This window comes from Paraburkholderia sp. RL17-347-BIC-D, from assembly GCF_046027915.1.
Taxonomy (GTDB): Bacteria; Pseudomonadota; Gammaproteobacteria; order Burkholderiales; family Burkholderiaceae; genus Paraburkholderia.
Genome location: NZ_JARESS010000005.1, coordinates 243,467 through 257,954 on the forward strand (window position 1 = coordinate 243,467; position 14,488 = coordinate 257,954).

At 63.3% G+C, this 14,488-nt stretch carries 13 protein-coding genes and 1 pseudogene; 4 read left to right on the forward strand and 10 right to left on the reverse strand.

Annotation, left to right across the window (positions count from 1 at the left end; all coding sequences use genetic code 11):
• Positions 1-82: 82 nt before the first annotated feature.
• Positions 83-532: a carboxymuconolactone decarboxylase family protein gene (locus tag P0D96_RS09890; RefSeq protein ID WP_132374782.1), complete on the reverse strand. Its 450-nt coding sequence runs from the start codon at positions 530-532 to the stop codon at positions 83-85.
• Positions 484-978 carry a MerR family transcriptional regulator gene (locus P0D96_RS09895; RefSeq protein ID WP_408313229.1) on the reverse strand — a complete coding sequence of 165 codons (495 nt, stop codon included), beginning with the start codon at positions 976-978 and terminating at the stop codon, positions 484-486. Before P0D96_RS09895 ends, P0D96_RS09890 begins: the two co-directional genes overlap by 49 nt.
• Positions 979-1,299: 321 nt before the next feature.
• Between P0D96_RS09895 and P0D96_RS09900 the strand changes: the two genes are divergently transcribed.
• Together P0D96_RS09900 and P0D96_RS09905 are read left to right on the forward strand one after the other, a co-directional pair.
• Positions 1,300-1,890, forward strand: coding sequence for a ComEA family DNA-binding protein (locus P0D96_RS09900; protein ID WP_408175581.1), 591 nt, complete (start codon positions 1,300-1,302; stop codon positions 1,888-1,890).
• A gap of 186 nt (positions 1,891-2,076) precedes the next feature.
• Positions 2,077-2,535: pseudogene (locus P0D96_RS09905) on the forward strand (YidB family protein); the annotation flags it as partial.
• Positions 2,536-2,687: 152 nt separating this feature from the next.
• Here P0D96_RS09905 and clpB read toward each other — a convergent pair.
• Complete coding sequence (gene clpB / locus P0D96_RS09910) at positions 2,688-5,285, reverse strand: ATP-dependent chaperone ClpB (protein ID WP_132374786.1); 2,598 nt, start codon at positions 5,283-5,285, stop codon at positions 2,688-2,690.
• A gap of 118 nt (positions 5,286-5,403) precedes the next feature.
• Positions 5,404-5,904, reverse strand: a complete 501-nt coding sequence (locus P0D96_RS09915) for an Rrf2 family transcriptional regulator (protein ID WP_408175583.1) — start codon at positions 5,902-5,904, stop codon at positions 5,404-5,406.
• 305 nt (positions 5,905-6,209) lie between these two features.
• On the opposite strand from P0D96_RS09915, the gene P0D96_RS09920 reads away from it, so the two are divergent.
• Positions 6,210-6,755 (forward strand): group III truncated hemoglobin, encoded by a 546-nt coding sequence (locus P0D96_RS09920; protein WP_408313232.1) that lies wholly within the window; start codon positions 6,210-6,212, stop codon positions 6,753-6,755.
• 154 nt (positions 6,756-6,909) lie between these two features.
• On the opposite strand, the gene P0D96_RS09925 is transcribed toward P0D96_RS09920, so the two are convergent.
• The 6 genes from P0D96_RS09925 to P0D96_RS09950 all read right to left on the reverse strand — a co-directional run bounded on the left by P0D96_RS09925 (position 6,910) and on the right by P0D96_RS09950 (position 13,350).
• Positions 6,910-7,386 (reverse strand): molybdenum cofactor biosynthesis protein MoaE, encoded by a 477-nt coding sequence (locus P0D96_RS09925; RefSeq protein WP_408288133.1) that lies wholly within the window; start codon positions 7,384-7,386, stop codon positions 6,910-6,912.
• A 34-nt stretch (positions 7,387-7,420) separates the two neighbouring features.
• Entirely contained in the window at positions 7,421-7,678 is a 258-nt protein-coding gene (moaD, locus tag P0D96_RS09930) for a molybdopterin converting factor subunit 1 (RefSeq protein ID WP_132374790.1), read from the reverse strand.
• 26 nt (positions 7,679-7,704) lie between these two features.
• Positions 7,705-8,973 (reverse strand): molybdopterin molybdotransferase MoeA, encoded by a 1,269-nt coding sequence (locus P0D96_RS09935; protein WP_408288246.1) that lies wholly within the window; start codon positions 8,971-8,973, stop codon positions 7,705-7,707.
• 236 nt (positions 8,974-9,209) lie between these two features.
• Complete coding sequence (thrC, locus tag P0D96_RS09940) at positions 9,210-10,661, reverse strand: threonine synthase (protein WP_132374791.1); 1,452 nt, start codon at positions 10,659-10,661, stop codon at positions 9,210-9,212.
• Positions 10,662-10,669: 8 nt separating this feature from the next.
• Positions 10,670-12,001 carry a homoserine dehydrogenase gene (locus P0D96_RS09945; protein WP_408175587.1) on the reverse strand — a complete coding sequence of 444 codons (1,332 nt, stop codon included), beginning with the start codon at positions 11,999-12,001 and terminating at the stop codon, positions 10,670-10,672.
• 98 nt (positions 12,002-12,099) lie between these two features.
• Positions 12,100-13,350: a pyridoxal phosphate-dependent aminotransferase gene (locus P0D96_RS09950; RefSeq protein WP_408175796.1), complete on the reverse strand. Its 1,251-nt coding sequence runs from the start codon at positions 13,348-13,350 to the stop codon at positions 12,100-12,102.
• A gap of 439 nt (positions 13,351-13,789) precedes the next feature.
• Here P0D96_RS09950 and P0D96_RS09955 point away from each other — a divergent pair, with 439 nt between their 5' ends.
• On the forward strand, positions 13,790-14,164 hold the full coding sequence (locus tag P0D96_RS09955; RefSeq protein ID WP_408247224.1) for an Mth938-like domain-containing protein: 375 nt from the start codon (positions 13,790-13,792) through the stop codon (positions 14,162-14,164).
• Positions 14,165-14,488 lie beyond the last annotated feature (324 nt).

Consider the following 14,488-nt stretch of genomic DNA (forward strand, 5'->3'; position numbering starts at 1 on the left):
GTTGCGTTGCAGGCTCAATAAAAAGCGGCTGATCCAAGCAGCCGCTCGCCCTACCCTTGCTGTCGCCCTTGCCTCGCGGATCTCAACCCGCGTGGGTTTCCTCCTCCCGCACCTGCGCGGCGCTCGCCGATTGCGCGTCATTCAATGCCTGATCATGGCGCTCGAAAATCTCGCGTGCGGCGAACAGCGCATTCAGCGCCGCCGGAAATCCCGCATAAAGCGCCATCTGCATGAACACCTCGACGATCTCCTCGCGCGTGCAGCCGACGTTCAACGCCGCCTCGATATGCACCTTCAGTTGCGGCTGCGCGGAGCCGAGCGTGGCCAACGAGGCGATGGTGGCGATTTCACGCGCGCGCAGATCGAGTTGCGGCCGGCTGTAAATATCGCCGAAGCCGAATTCGATCAGCAGACGGCCAAAATCCGGCGCGATCGGCGCGAGCGCGGCGATCACCTGCTCGCCGGCCGAGCCGTCGATCTGCTTCAGTTTGTCCCAGCCTCGGGTGTAGCGGTCGTTGTGTGCGTGGTCCATGGTGAGTCCTCTTCCGAATGTGAATGCGACTGGGTTTCGTCGGTCTGTCGTGTCGAATGATCGGCGGCCGGTGCGCGCCCGGCCGCTTCGTAGTACGCGATCTTGTCGATGATCGCGCCGAGGTTGATCTGCAACTCGGCGATTCGCGCCAAAACCGCATCCCGATGCGCCACCAGCATGTCGCGGCGCGCGCCCACCGTCGGCTGACCTTGCGCGCGCAACGCCGCGAACGCCTGCATGCCGGCGATCGGCATACCGGTCGCCTTCAGGCGCATCACGAACTGCAGCCAGTCGAGATCGGCCGGCGAATACAGCCGATGCCCCGCCTGCGTGCGGCCGACGGCGCGAATCAGCCCGGCCTGTTCGTAGTAGCGCAGCGTATGCGTCGAAACGCCGATCGTTTCAGCGACCTGCCCGATGGTGAGTGCTTTCGAGATATTCGACATGACGGAACTCAGGTTAGGACTTCGAGTGCACTCTAAGTCAAGCGCGTCGTGCTGTCATTTGTCTCCACGGTCATTTTTTTATGGCGTGGGGGTTTGATCGATAAACTCATAAGAGCCTAATAACGAGGCAAAAGGTTTAAATCTTGTTCACACTGATTTACTTGTCATGAATCGATCGGTATAAATCGTCCGCGTTCGCAAATAAGGGCGCGCAATTTGTTCTATGCTTAAGCGCAGCGAATGCTGACAGGATGCGTCGTCCCGAGTCGTTTGAGTCGTCCCTTTGCGGCTCACTTTTTTGCCCTCAATGGAGTGCTTGCCATGCTGAAGAAGCTTTTAATGCTTTGCGTTGCTTTGGCTTTGTCGCTGTCGGCCGGATTTGCGGCGGCCGTCGAAGTGAACTCCGCCGATCAGGCGGCGCTCGAATCGGTTAAGGGTATTGGCCCGGTGCATGCGAAAGCGATCATCGACGAACGCACCAAGAATGGCCCGTTCAAAGACGCCGATGATCTCGCCACGCGCGTCAAGGGCATCGGAGCCAAATCGGTAACCAATCTCGAAGCGGCCGGACTGACGATCAATGGCTCGTCCACGCCGCCGAGCGGCGCCAAGCCCGCTGCGAAGCCGAGCAGCACGGCCGGCACCAAGGCAGCGCCCGCGGCTACTGCGCCTACGGCGGCGCCAACCACGGCTGCAAATACGACGCCAGCCGCCCCGGCGGATGCCTCCGGCGCGAAGGCGTCGAAGTCGAAGAAGAAGAGCAAGGCTGCGGCGTCCGAGGCGGCAGCGGCTTCCGCGCCGGCTACTGCGGCAGCGGCGGCGCCGGCTGATGCCTCGGATACCAAAGCATCGAAGAAGAAAGCCAAGAAGAGCAAGGCCGCATCGGCTGCGGCGGCCTCGGGCGGTGCCTGACCGCACGAAACGAGGACCGGACAGAATGAAACGGAGTACGAAACAGGATTGTGCGCCGGCAGCGTAACGGCCCAGGTGATACGCGCGTGATCCCACGCGACGAACCATCAGCGCCGCCGCGCCGCCGCCCGCCTTCCTTCCACGGCGCCGCGCAACCGCGCAGCGTTTTCACCCGCTGACCCGTCAAGCACGTGTCGGCATTCAAGAGAGACCGTCATGAGCCTACTCGACACACTCGGTTCCCTGGTTGGCAAATCCCCCGAAGGCGGTGGCCAGCAAGCCCTGGTTTCGGCCGCACTCGAATTCGTCAATAGCCAGCCGGGCGGGCTGAACGGCCTGATCGACCGTTTCAAGGAAAAAGGCCTCGGCGACATCGTGACCTCGTGGGTCAGCAACGGCGAGAACCAGCCGATCGCGCCGGACGCGCTGCACAGCGTGCTCGGCTCGGAGACCGTGACCAACCTCGCGGCGAAGGCCGGCGTGCAGCCGGATCAGGTCACCGGCCTGCTGTCGCAGATTCTGCCGCACGTCGTCAACGCGGCCACGCCGGAAGGCGAAGTGCCGGCCGAAGGCAAGCTGAACGCCACCACCGTACTCGGCGCGCTCGGCGGCTTGTCCGCGCTATTCGGTAAAGGCAACGCCTAACAACACGGGCGGCCTCGTCTGCCCGTGTGCCCGCTTGCGCATTCAACGGGCATAAAAAAAAGCGGCAACGAAGTCACCTTCGTTGCCGCTTTTTAATGTCGACGGGAACGGCTCGATCGCCGCCGTTCCGTTCTTCGAAGAACGCGTTTCGCTTAATGCACGACGCGTTCGAACACCAGCTTGCCTTCTTCCAGTTCGACCGGAATCACATCCTTCGGACCGAACTTGCCGGCCAGAATCAGCTTGGCGACTGGGTTCTCGATCTCCTGCTGGATCGCGCGCTTTAACGGCCGCGCGCCGAACAGCGGATCGTAGCCGACCTTGCCGACGTGCTCGAGCGCCGAATCCGACACCACCAGTTGCATGTCGAGCTTGGCCAGCCGCTCGTGCAGACGTTGCAACTGGATCCGCGCGATCGACTGGATATTCGAGCGGTCGAGCGCATGGAACACCACGACGTCGTCGATCCGGTTCAGGAACTCCGGCCGGAAGTGCAGCTTCACTTCTTCCCAGACCGCGTCCTTCACCGCTTCCTGCGGCTCGCCGACCATCGACTGGATCACTTGCGAACCGAGGTTCGACGTCATCACGATCACCGTGTTCTTGAAGTCCACGGTGCGGCCCTGTCCATCGGTCATGCGGCCGTCGTCGAGCACTTGCAGCAGCACGTTGAACACGTCCGGATGCGCCTTCTCGATTTCGTCGAGCAGGATCACGCTATACGGCTTGCGACGCACGGCTTCCGTCAGATAACCGCCTTCTTCGTAGCCGACATATCCCGGCGGCGCACCGATCAACCGCGCGACGCTGTGCTTCTCCATAAATTCGCTCATGTCGATACGGATCAGATGATCTTCCGAATCGAACAGGAACGACGCCAACGCCTTGCACAACTCGGTCTTGCCGACGCCGGTCGGTCCGAGGAACAGGAACGAACCGTACGGCCGGTTCGGATCCGACAGACCCGCGCGCGAGCGGCGGATCGCATCGGCCACCGCGCTGATCGCCTCGTCCTGGCCGACCACGCGCGCGTGCAGCTTCTCCTCGATCTGCAGCAGCTTTTCGCGTTCGCCCTGCATCATGCGCGACACCGGAATACCGGTGGAACGCGACACGACTTCAGCAATTTCTTCCGCACCGACCTGCGTGCGCAAGAGCCGCGGACGCGTCGGATTGTTCTGCTCGTTCGCCTCGGCCTTGGTCACTTCCTTCAACTGCGCTTCGAGCCCCGGCAGCTTGCCGTACTGCAATTCGGCGACCTTTTCCAACTTGCCTTCACGTTGCAGACGCGTGATTTCCGCCCGCGTTTTCTCGATCTCTTCCTTCAGTTGCGCGCTGCCCTGCACCGCGGCTTTTTCCGCAGTCCAGATTTCTTCGAGGTCCGAATATTCGCGATTCAGCCGCTCGATTTCTTCCTCGATCAATTGCAGACGCTTTTGCGACGCTTCGTCTTTTTCCTTCTTGACGGCTTCGCGTTCGATCTTCAACTGGATCAAACGACGGTCGAGCCGATCCATCTCTTCCGGTTTGGAGTCGATTTCCATCTTGATCTTCGACGCGGCTTCGTCGATCAGGTCGATGGCCTTGTCCGGCAGGAAACGATCCGTGATGTAGCGATGCGACAGTTCCGCCGCCGCCACGATCGCCGGGTCGGTGATATCGACGCCGTGATGCAGCTCGTACTTTTCCTGCAGACCGCGCAGGATCGCGATGGTCGCTTCCACCGTCGGTTCGTCGACCAGCACCTTCTGGAAGCGGCGCTCGAGCGCGGCATCCTTTTCGATGTACTTGCGATATTCGTCGAGCGTGGTCGCGCCGACGCAATGCAGTTCGCCGCGCGAGAGCGCCGGCTTGAGCATATTGCCCGCGTCCATTGCGCCTTCGGCCTTGCCCGCGCCGACCATGGTGTGAATTTCGTCGATGAAGACGATGGTCTGGCCTTCGTCTTTCGCGATGTCGCTCAGCACGGCCTTCAGGCGCTCCTCGAACTCGCCGCGATACTTGGCGCCGGCCAGCAAGGCCGCCATATCGAGCGACAACACGCGCTTGCCCTTCAGCGTTTCCGGAACTTCGCCGTTGACGATACGCTGCGCCAGACCCTCGACGATCGCGGTCTTACCCACGCCCGGTTCGCCGATCAGCACCGGGTTGTTCTTGGTGCGGCGTTGCAGGATCTGGATCGAACGACGGATTTCGTCGTCGCGGCCGATCACCGGATCGAGCTTGCCGGCCCGCGCGCGCTCGGTCAGATCCACGGTGTATTTCTTCAGCGCTTCACGCTGGCTTTCGGCGTCCTGGCTATGCACTTGCGAGCCGCCGCGCACCGCGGCGATCGCGCTTTCCAGCGACTTGCGCGACAAGCCGTGCTGACGCGCGAGACGGCCGGCCTCGCCTTTGTCGTCCGCGACCGCGAGCAGGAACATCTCGCTCGCGATGAACGTGTCGTTGAGCTTTTGTGCTTCCTTGTCGGCCTGGTTCAGCAGACCGGTCAGCTCGCGGCCGATCTGCACGTTGCCGTCCGTGCCCTGCACTTGCGGCAGACGCGTCATGGCGTCGCCGAGCGCCGTTTGCAGCGCCTGCACGTGCACGCCGGCACGCGAGAGCAGCGAGCGTGCCGAGCCGTCGTGTTGGGCGACGAGCGCCGAAAGGACGTGAACCGGTTCGATGTATTGATTGTCATGGCCGACGGCCAGACTCTGGGCATCCGCCAGCGCTTCCTGGAATTTAGTGGTGAGTTTGTCGATTCTCATCAAGCGACCTCCAATTTCGATTACCACCAAAATGAGGCGTTTTATCCAGGTTTCAAGCGCTTTTTTGCCTCAAGCGTCAACTATTTAACATTTGACGCGAGAGAAATGCCTGGCGCATTCAGGCCAGCGACGCAGAGTCGCCACCAGCCGAAGCGACCGGCGTAATAGGAATCACGTTGCTCAAACCGAGCAGCGCGGCCAACGGGCCGTGCGGCTGCGCCACCTCTCCAATGGTATGACGGTCGAGTTCCGCGAGGAAGGCATTGCGCGCCGCCTCGAGCGTGTTTCGCAGACGGCACTGCGCGGTAATCACGCAACCACGGCGCTCACCGTGCTGATCCGGAAAACAGCCGACCAGCGCAAAGTCGCTTTCCGTCGCGCGCACGATTTCGCCGACAGTCAGCGCGTTCGTCTGTTCCGCGAGCCGCAGGCCGCCGTTGCGGCCGCGCACGGTCTCGACCCAGCCGAGTTCGCCGAGTTGCTGCACGACTTTCATCAAGTGGTTCTTGGAAATGCCGTACGCGTCTGAAATGTCCTGGATCGTCGACAACCCACTGCCGCGAACGGCGAGGTAGAGCAGGACGCGTAGTGAGTAATCCGTATAGTCGGTCAGTCTCATGAGTGCAGGTATCGCAATGAGCGCAAGCCGCGATCCGGGAGATAACCGCGTCGATGCAAGGGTTGCCGTGGGCCGTCGCTTCGCCCTAAGATGCAGGCGCTACGCATATTTTCCGGTTCTGCGCAGACAGGCGGGGTGGGTCGTCCGGCAGTAATGGTAACGTTTCCTGCCTGGGGCATTCTTACGAAAAGCGGGGTGTTCGCATCCTACTTCCTTCCATTCGGCCTCGATTTGAGGCCATTCCTGACGCTCCGCGGCGCCCTATTGCGAGGCGCGATGAATAGCCGCATTCTTTTGGAATTTGCATGAACCCGTCCTTCCCTGCCGCGCCGGTCGTCGAGCGCGCCGCCGAACCCACCGAGGCGAATATCCGCGATCTCGTCTACGGCTTTTACGACCGCGTGCGTGCCGATGCGCTGCTCGGCCCTGTATTCGACGCGACGCTGGCGGGCCGCTGGGACGATCACCTGCCCAAGATGTGCACGTTCTGGGGCAGCCTCGTGCTGGGCGCGAAGCAATACCGCGGCAACGTGCAGCAGGCGCATCAGCCGCTCGAGGGAATCGAGCCGCAGCACTTCAGCCGCTGGCTGTATCTGTTTCTGAATACGGTCGAATCGCGTTATCAGCCTGCCGCGGCGGTGCGCTTCATGGAACCGGCGCTGCGGATCGCGCAGAGTCTACAGTTGAGCCGTTTCGGCTGGGACTACAAGATTCCGGAGGAACAGCAGGCGCTGCTGGAGCGCGTTGCGCCGAAACGGCGTCCGCGCGACGGTGAGGATGCGGCTCACGCGGCGCGTCCGTCAGGCGAGCCGTTTCCGGCGCGGATCATTGGCCGGGCGCGGGATGAATGAACCGGGTTCAGGCTTCAGGGTCGTTTTATCCCATCCGGCGGGCCGGAAAGCATCACCCGAGCGGTTACAGTTTTGGGAGCGCTTCAGAACGTCGTGAGTGGCGCCAAGATGCTTGTTTGGCCCGCAGAATCCTGCAAACCCGAACCCGCCGCGTCTATTCCCCCGTCCGATTGCCCGATTCAATGCCCCAGCGGGCGAGCGCCGCGTCGTCGGTGACGCGGGCATCAACCCAATGCTCACCGGCCTCGGTCTTCTCTTTCTTCCAGAACGGCGCCTGGGTCTTCAGGTAGTCCATCACGAATTCGCACGACGCGAACGCTTCCCCGCGATGCATGGCCGTCGTCGCCACCAGCACGATCTGGTCGAGCGGATAGAGCTTGCCGACCCGATGCACGATCGATACCTCGATGCCTGGCCAGCGCTCCCGCGCGCTCACGATGATCGCCTCCAGCGACTTCTCCGTCATGCCGGGATAGTGTTCGAGTTCCATCGTCTCGACCGTGCTGCCGTCGTTCAGATCGCGCACGGTGCCGACGAAGCACGCCACGGCGCCGATCTTCGGATTGCGCGCGCGCAATGCGGCGACCTCGGCGGTGAGGTCGAAGTCTTCCGTCTGGACGCGAACGGGCATCTGTGGCTCCTATGCGGTTAAGCGGCGTGGCGGTTCAGCCGCCGGTGACAGGCGGAAAAAACGCGACTTCGCAGCCTTCGGTGACGCGCGTGCCGGCGCTGGTCATCACGTGATTGCAGGCCATGCGCAGCGCGCGGCCTTCAGCCAGCGTGTCGGCCCAGATGCCGCCGCGCACGCGCAGCCACGCGCGCACATCGCCGACGGTCGCGATGCCGTCGGGCAGGTCGACGGTTTCGTCGGCCAGGTCGAGCGCTTCACGCACGCTCGCAAAATATCGGAGTTGAATCTTCATCGGGATGCCACCGGCTCTGGCCGGCCTCAGTTCAGCAATTCAGAAAAAGGAATGAAGCGCACGGTCTCGCCGGCGCTGATCGCGTGATTCGGCGGATTATCGATCAGGCCGTCGCCCCAGACCGTCGACGTCAGCACGGCCGAACTTTGATTCGGAAACAGATCGAGGCCGCCGGCCGGGTTGATGCGCGCGCGCAAGAATTCGTTGCGGCGGTCGGCCTTGCTCTGCGTGAAATCCGCCCGCAGCGACAGTGCGCGCGGCGCGACCGTCTGCACGCCGGCGAGGCTCAGGATGAACGGACGCACGAACAGCAGGAAAGTGGCGAAGCTGGACACCGGATTGCCGGGCAAGCCGATAAAGAAGGTTTCCGCCGAGTCCGAGGCCGAGGCCAATGCCGCAGCGGAAGCCGACTCCGCCGCCTCACCACGCTGCGCCGCGCGGCGCACCGCGCCGAATGCGAGCGGCTTGCCCGGCTTCATCGCGATCTGCCACATCGCAAGCCGGCCCTCTGCCTCCACCGCCGGCTTCACGTGATCTTCCTCGCCCACCGACACGCCGCCGCAAGTCAGGATGAGGTCATGCGCCTCGGCGGCTTCGCGCAGCGTCGCGCGGGTCGCGTCGAGCTTGTCCACGACGATGCCGTAGTCGGTGACTTCGCAGCCGAGCTTCTCCAGCAGGCCGCGCAGCGTGAAACGGTTCGAGTTGTAGATCGCGCCCGGCTTCAGCGGCTCGCCGGGCATGGTCAGCTCGTCTCCGGTGAAGAACACGGCGACCTTGACGCGCCGCCGCACCACCAGTTCGGCGCAACCGACCGAGGCGGCGAGTCCCAGCGCCTGCGGCGTGAGCCGCGTGCCCGCCGGAAGAATGACCGAGCCGCTGCGGATATCCGCGCCTTGCGCCGTGATCCATTCGCCCGGTTGCGGACTGTGCAGGATGGTGACTTCCGCGCCGGCGGCTTCGGTTTGCTCCTGCATCACGATCGCGTCGGCGCCGGGCGGCACCGTAGCGCCGGTGAAGATGCGCGCCGCCGTGCCGGGCTTCAGGGGCTCCGGCGCGTGACCGGCCGGAATGCGCTGCGAGACCGGCAAGCGGCTGTTGCCCTGCGTCGTCAGATCCGCCGTGCGGATCGCGTAGCCGTCCATTGAACTCGTGTTCATCGGCGGGACGTCGAGCGGCGACGTGACGTCGGCCGCGAGCACGCGGTTCAGCGCTTCCAGCGTGGGGATCGATTCTGTGCCGGCAATCGGGCTCGCTGCGCTGAGCAGGGTCGCCAAGGCTTCGGCGGTGGCGAGCATCGGCGCGCGGGGCGTGGGTGTGGACATCTCAGGTCTCGAAGCCGCAGGTTAAAAGAATATTGTAGCGGTCGAAGCAGATAGCCTGGGCGGCGGGCGTTATCAGGGGAGTTTTTTGGAGCTTGAGCGCTTGCCGCGAGGCTTCGCGGCAAGCGTCATTTTGCGTGAGGCGCCTGGAGCATGTCGGCCAGGCTGCGTGAGCCCTGGACAACGCGCTCACGCTTCACGGCAACCGCGTCTTAAGCGCCCGCCTTCGCCACAATGAAGTCCTTCACGCGCTGCGCATCCGCCGGCAGCACTTCGAAACGCTGCGGCAGCGACTCCAGGCCCGAGAATGCGGCCGGCCGCTCCGGCTCGCGCAACAGCGCTTCGCGGATCGTCTCGCCGAACTTGATCGGTTGCGCCGTCTCCAGCACGATCATCGGAATGCCCGGCTGCAGATGTTCGCGCGCCACCTTCAGACCGTCGGCCGTGTGCGTGTCGATCATCGTGTCGTAACGTTCGAACACGTCGCGGATCGTATCCACGCGGCTGTCATGGCTGCTGCTGCCCGACACGAAACCGAACTCCTTCACGCGCGCGAAATCGCCGCTCGCCGCGAGATCGAAGCCGCCCTTCTCCTCGACATCGCGGAACAGTTGCAGCACGCGCGCCGGATCGCGGCCGAGCAGATCGAACACGAAACGCTCGAAGTTCGACGCCTTCGAAATGTCCATGCTCGGGCTGCTGGTGTGATACGTCTCGGCCGCCTTGCGCACGCGGTAAATGCCCGTGCGGAAGAACTCGTCGAGCACGTCGTTTTCGTTGGTCGCCACGACCAGCTTCTCGATCGGCAAGCCCATCATGCGCGCGATGTGGCCCGCGCACACGTTGCCGAAGTTGCCCGACGGCACCGTGAACGACACGCGCTCGTCGTTCGACTTCGTGGCTTCGAAATAGCCCTTGAAGTAGTACACGACCTGCGCGACGACGCGCGCCCAGTTGATCGAGTTGACCGTGCCGATCTTGTACTTCGCCTTGAACGCGTGATCGTTCGACACGGCCTTGACGATGTCCTGCGCGTCGTCGAACACGCCTTCCACGGCGATATTGAAGATGTTCGGATCCTGCAGGCTGTACATCTGCGCGGTCTGGAACGCGCTCATCTTCTTGTGCGGCGACAGCATGAACACGCTGATGCCCTTTTTGCCGCGCATCGCATATTCCGCGGCGCTGCCGGTGTCGCCCGAGGTCGCGCCGAGAATGTTCAGCGTTTCGCCGTGCTTGGCGAGCGCGTATTCGAACAGGTTGCCGATCAACTGCATCGCCATATCTTTGAACGCGAGCGTCGGACCGTTCGACAGTTCCAGCAGCGACAGCGGCGCGCCGTTCTCGACGCCCAGTGTTTTCAGCGGCGTGATCTGCGCGGCGCTTTCGTCGTCGCGCACGTTGCAGTACGTGGCCGCCGTGTACGTCTTACGCGTGAGCGCGCGCAGGTCTTCGGCGGGAATGTCGTCGCTGAATTTGGACAGGATCTCGAAGGCGAGGTCCGCGTACGGCAGCGTGCGCCAGCGCGTCAGTTCGTCCGCCGTGACGCGCGGGTAGTCGGCGGGCAGGTAGAGGCCACCGTCTTTGGCGAGACCGCCCAGCAGGATGTCGGAAAAGGTATGGCGCTCGCCGGCTCCGGCGCCGCGCGTGGAGAGGTAGTTCATAGTTCGGCCTAGTTCAGCGCTTCCATGCGCAGCTTCGTGACTTGCGAGACAACGGTCTTCAACGCTTCGATCGTTTTAATCGCGGCGTTGACGTTCTTCTCAACCGTTTCGTGCGTAATCAGGATGATGTCGGTTTCGCCCTTGCCGTTCGCGTCGACCTGCTCCGATTCCTTCTGCAGCAGCGCGTCAATCGAAATGCCGGTGTCGGCCAGAATGCGCGTGATGTCGGCCAGCACGCCCGTCACGTCCGCCACCCGCAGACGCAGGTAGTAGCCGCTCGTGACTTCCTCGATCGGCAGGATCGGGGTGCTCGACAGGCTGTCCGGCTGGAACGCCAGATGCGGCACGCGATGCTCCGGGTCGGCCGTGTGCAGACGCGTCACGTCGACCAGATCGGCCACCACGGCCGAGGCCGTCGGCTCGGCGCCCGCGCCCTTGCCGTAGTACAGCGTGGTGCCGACCGCGTCGCCGTGCACGACGACCGCGTTCATCGCGCCTTCCACGTTCGCCAGCAGGCGCTTTTCCGGAATCAGCGTGGGATGCACGCGCAATTCGATGCCCTTGTCGGTGCGGCGCGCGATGCCGAGCAGCTTGATGCGGTAGCCGAGTTCCTCGGCATATTTGATGTCGATCGCCGCGAGCTTGCTGATGCCTTCGACGTAGGCGCGGTCGAACTGCACCGGCACGCCGAACGCGATCGCGCTCATGATGGTCGCCTTGTGCGCGGCGTCCACGCCTTCGATGTCGAAGGTCGGATCGGCTTCGGCGTAGCCCAGTTCCTGCGCGGCTTTCAATGCGGTCGCGAAATCGAGCCCGCGGTCGCGCATCTCCGAGAGGATGTAGTTCGTCGTGCCGTTGATGATGCCCGCGATGTACTGGATGCGATTAGCCGTCAGACCTTCGCGCAGCGCTTTGATGATCGGAATGCCGCCCGCCACCGCTGCCTCGAACGCCACCATCACGCCGTTGGCGCGCGCCGCTTCGAAAATTTCCGTGCCGTGCACCGCGAGCAGCGCCTTGTTGGCCGTGACCACATGCTTGCGGTTCTTGATCGCGCGCAGAACGAGGTCGCGCGCCACGCCCGTGCCGCCGATCATTTCGGCCACGATATCGATCGACGGATCGTCGACCACCGCGTTGAAGTCATCGGTCAGCGCCACCGTGCCGGCTTCGCTGCCCAGCGCCGCTGTCGCCTTCGCGGGATTGCGCACGGCAATGCGCGCAATCTCGATGCCGCGTCCCGCGCGGCGTTTGATTTCTTCCTGATTGCGGCGCAGTACCGTGAAGGTGCCGCTGCCTACCGTGCCGAAGCCCAGCAGTCCAACTTTGATCGGTTCCATGCAGCGTGTGTTTTCGAGTAGATGATTAAAAGGGAAACGGGTGGCGCCTGGCGGACGGCGCGACGCGATGGGAGTCGCGTCGTACGCCCTATTGTGCGCTAGGCAGAGTGACGCTTGCGGTAACCGTCGAGGAAGCGCGCGATCCGGTTGATGGAATCCGCGAGATCGTCCACGTTCGGCAGGAACACGACGCGGAAGTGATCTGGCGTTTTCCAGTTAAAGCCCGTGCCCTGCACGAGCAGCACGCGCTCTTCCAGCAGAAGGTCGAGGATGAACTGCTGGTCGTCCTGAATCGGATAAATCTTCGGGTCCAGACGCGGGAACATGTACAGCGCCGCTTCGGGCTTCACGCAACTCACACCCGGGATGGCCGTCAACATGTCATACGCGAGTTCGCGCTGTTTGTACAGGCGCCCGGTCGGCACGATCAGGTCGTTGATGCTCTGATAGCCGCCGAGCGCGGTCTGGATCGCGTACTGGCCGGGCACGTTCGGGCACAGGCGCATGGACGCCAGAATGCCGAGCCCTTCGAAGTAGTCTTTGGCGTGACGGCGGTTCTCGCCGGCGGTCAGGCCGGAGATGAACATCCAGCCGGCGCGATAACCGCACGAACGGTAGCTCTTCGACAGACTGTTGAAGGTGACCGTGAGCACGTCTTCGGAGAGCGCCGCCATGGACGTGTGCTTCTTGCCGTCGTAGACGATCTTGTCGTAGACCTCGTCGGCGAAGATTACGAGGCCGTGCTGGCGGGCAATCTCGATCAGGCCGAGCAGCAGTTCGTCCGAATACAGTGCGCCGGTCGGATTGTTCGGGTTGATGACCACGAGCGCGCGCGTGTTCGGCGTGATCTTCGCGCGAATGTCGTCGAGGTCGGGCATCCAGCTATTCGATTCGTCGCAGATGTAGTGCACCGGCGTGCCGCCCGACAGGCTCACGCCGGCGGTCCACAGCGGGTAATCGGGCGCGGGCAGCAGCACTTCGTCGCCGTCGTTGAGCAGACCCTGCAGCGCCATCACGATCAGCTCGGACGCGCCGTTGCCGATGTAGATGTCGTCCAGTTCGACCCCGTGCACGCCCTTTTGCTGCGTGTAATGCATGATCGCCTTGCGCGCGGCGAACACACCCTTGGAATCGGAGTAACCCGACGAACCCGGCAGATTCAGGATCATGTCCTGAATGATTTCGTCCGGCGCGTCGAAGCCGAACGGCGCGAGATTGCCGATGTTCAGCTTGATGATGCGATGGCCCTCTTCTTCGAGCCGCTTCGCGTGTTCGAGGACGGGCCCGCGAATGTCATAACAGACATTCAACAACTTGTTGGATTTGAGAATCGGTTTCACGGCGGGCACTTCATCCTGGTTGATGGCTTGGGCGAACAGACGTGCGTTCCTCAGGCGCGCCAGCGGCGGATTGCACCGGTACGGCAGCGAGCAGAACACACACAGACAAAGCAGACGAAAAGCGGCCGAAAGCGGGCAAAACCAGGCGGGTAGCCGGTGGGCCGCACCCGTGAACTCAGCGCGGCTTGTGGCGGCGCATGAGCGAGGGGCGCCGCAAGGCGGCTAAAAAGTTATAATTTAGCGGATTTTGGCCGACTTCCGCAATGCACCAACCGCAACGGCAAGCCTTTTCGGCCGCTTGTGACCCGCTTGTGACCCGTTTGTGCCCCGTTTGTGCCAGTTTGTGCCCCATGCGCGTGTCCCACTCGCGTCGAATCGCCCTGCCTCGGCTCAACCCGGTCAGGCCGCCCACACGCATGATGTCTCACGACGACTTCGGAAAACCAATTTGAAATTACATCAGGATTCGAGCGGCGCCCTCAACACCGTCACCGGCTACGGCGCCGACTACGTCGAAATCAATCTGGTGCGCCATTCGGGCAGCATTCTCGTGCTGCCGGACGCGCCGGTCATCCCTTGGCCCGTCTCCTCTTTCGAGCAGCTCAGTGCCGAGCACTTCGCCATGCTGGTCGACTCCGCGCCCGAAGTGGTGGTGTTCGGCAGCGGCGAACGGCTGCGCTTTCCGCATCCGCGCCTGACCGCCGCGCTCACCGCAAAGCGCATCGGCGTCGAAACGATGGACTTCAAGGCCGCCTGCCGCACGTACAACATTCTGATGGCCGAGGGCCGCAAGGTCGCGGCCGCGCTGCTGATCGAAGCCTAGAGCCGTGGTCGCGCTGCCGCACCCGGAGCGTGTCGGTTGCAACGCGCGCGCGGGCTGCTGTGCAACTTGTCCGGGGCGTTCGCGCCACCGCACTGAAGCGCGCGCCCTGGCCGCGTCACGGCCGATAACGTACACTGCGCGCCATTGATTGCCGGACCGCCAGTCTGAGCATGGCCGCGCGCGTCGGCAGCGACCTCTGTCGACGGAAGGTGAAGCAAGCGCCGCCGTCGAGGCTAGCGGCGAGTCGCCACGCAACCAGAACGCCACGCGGACGGTCTCATGCACGCGCGCCCCGAGGATGGCCGTCCCGCCAGGCACCGGCCG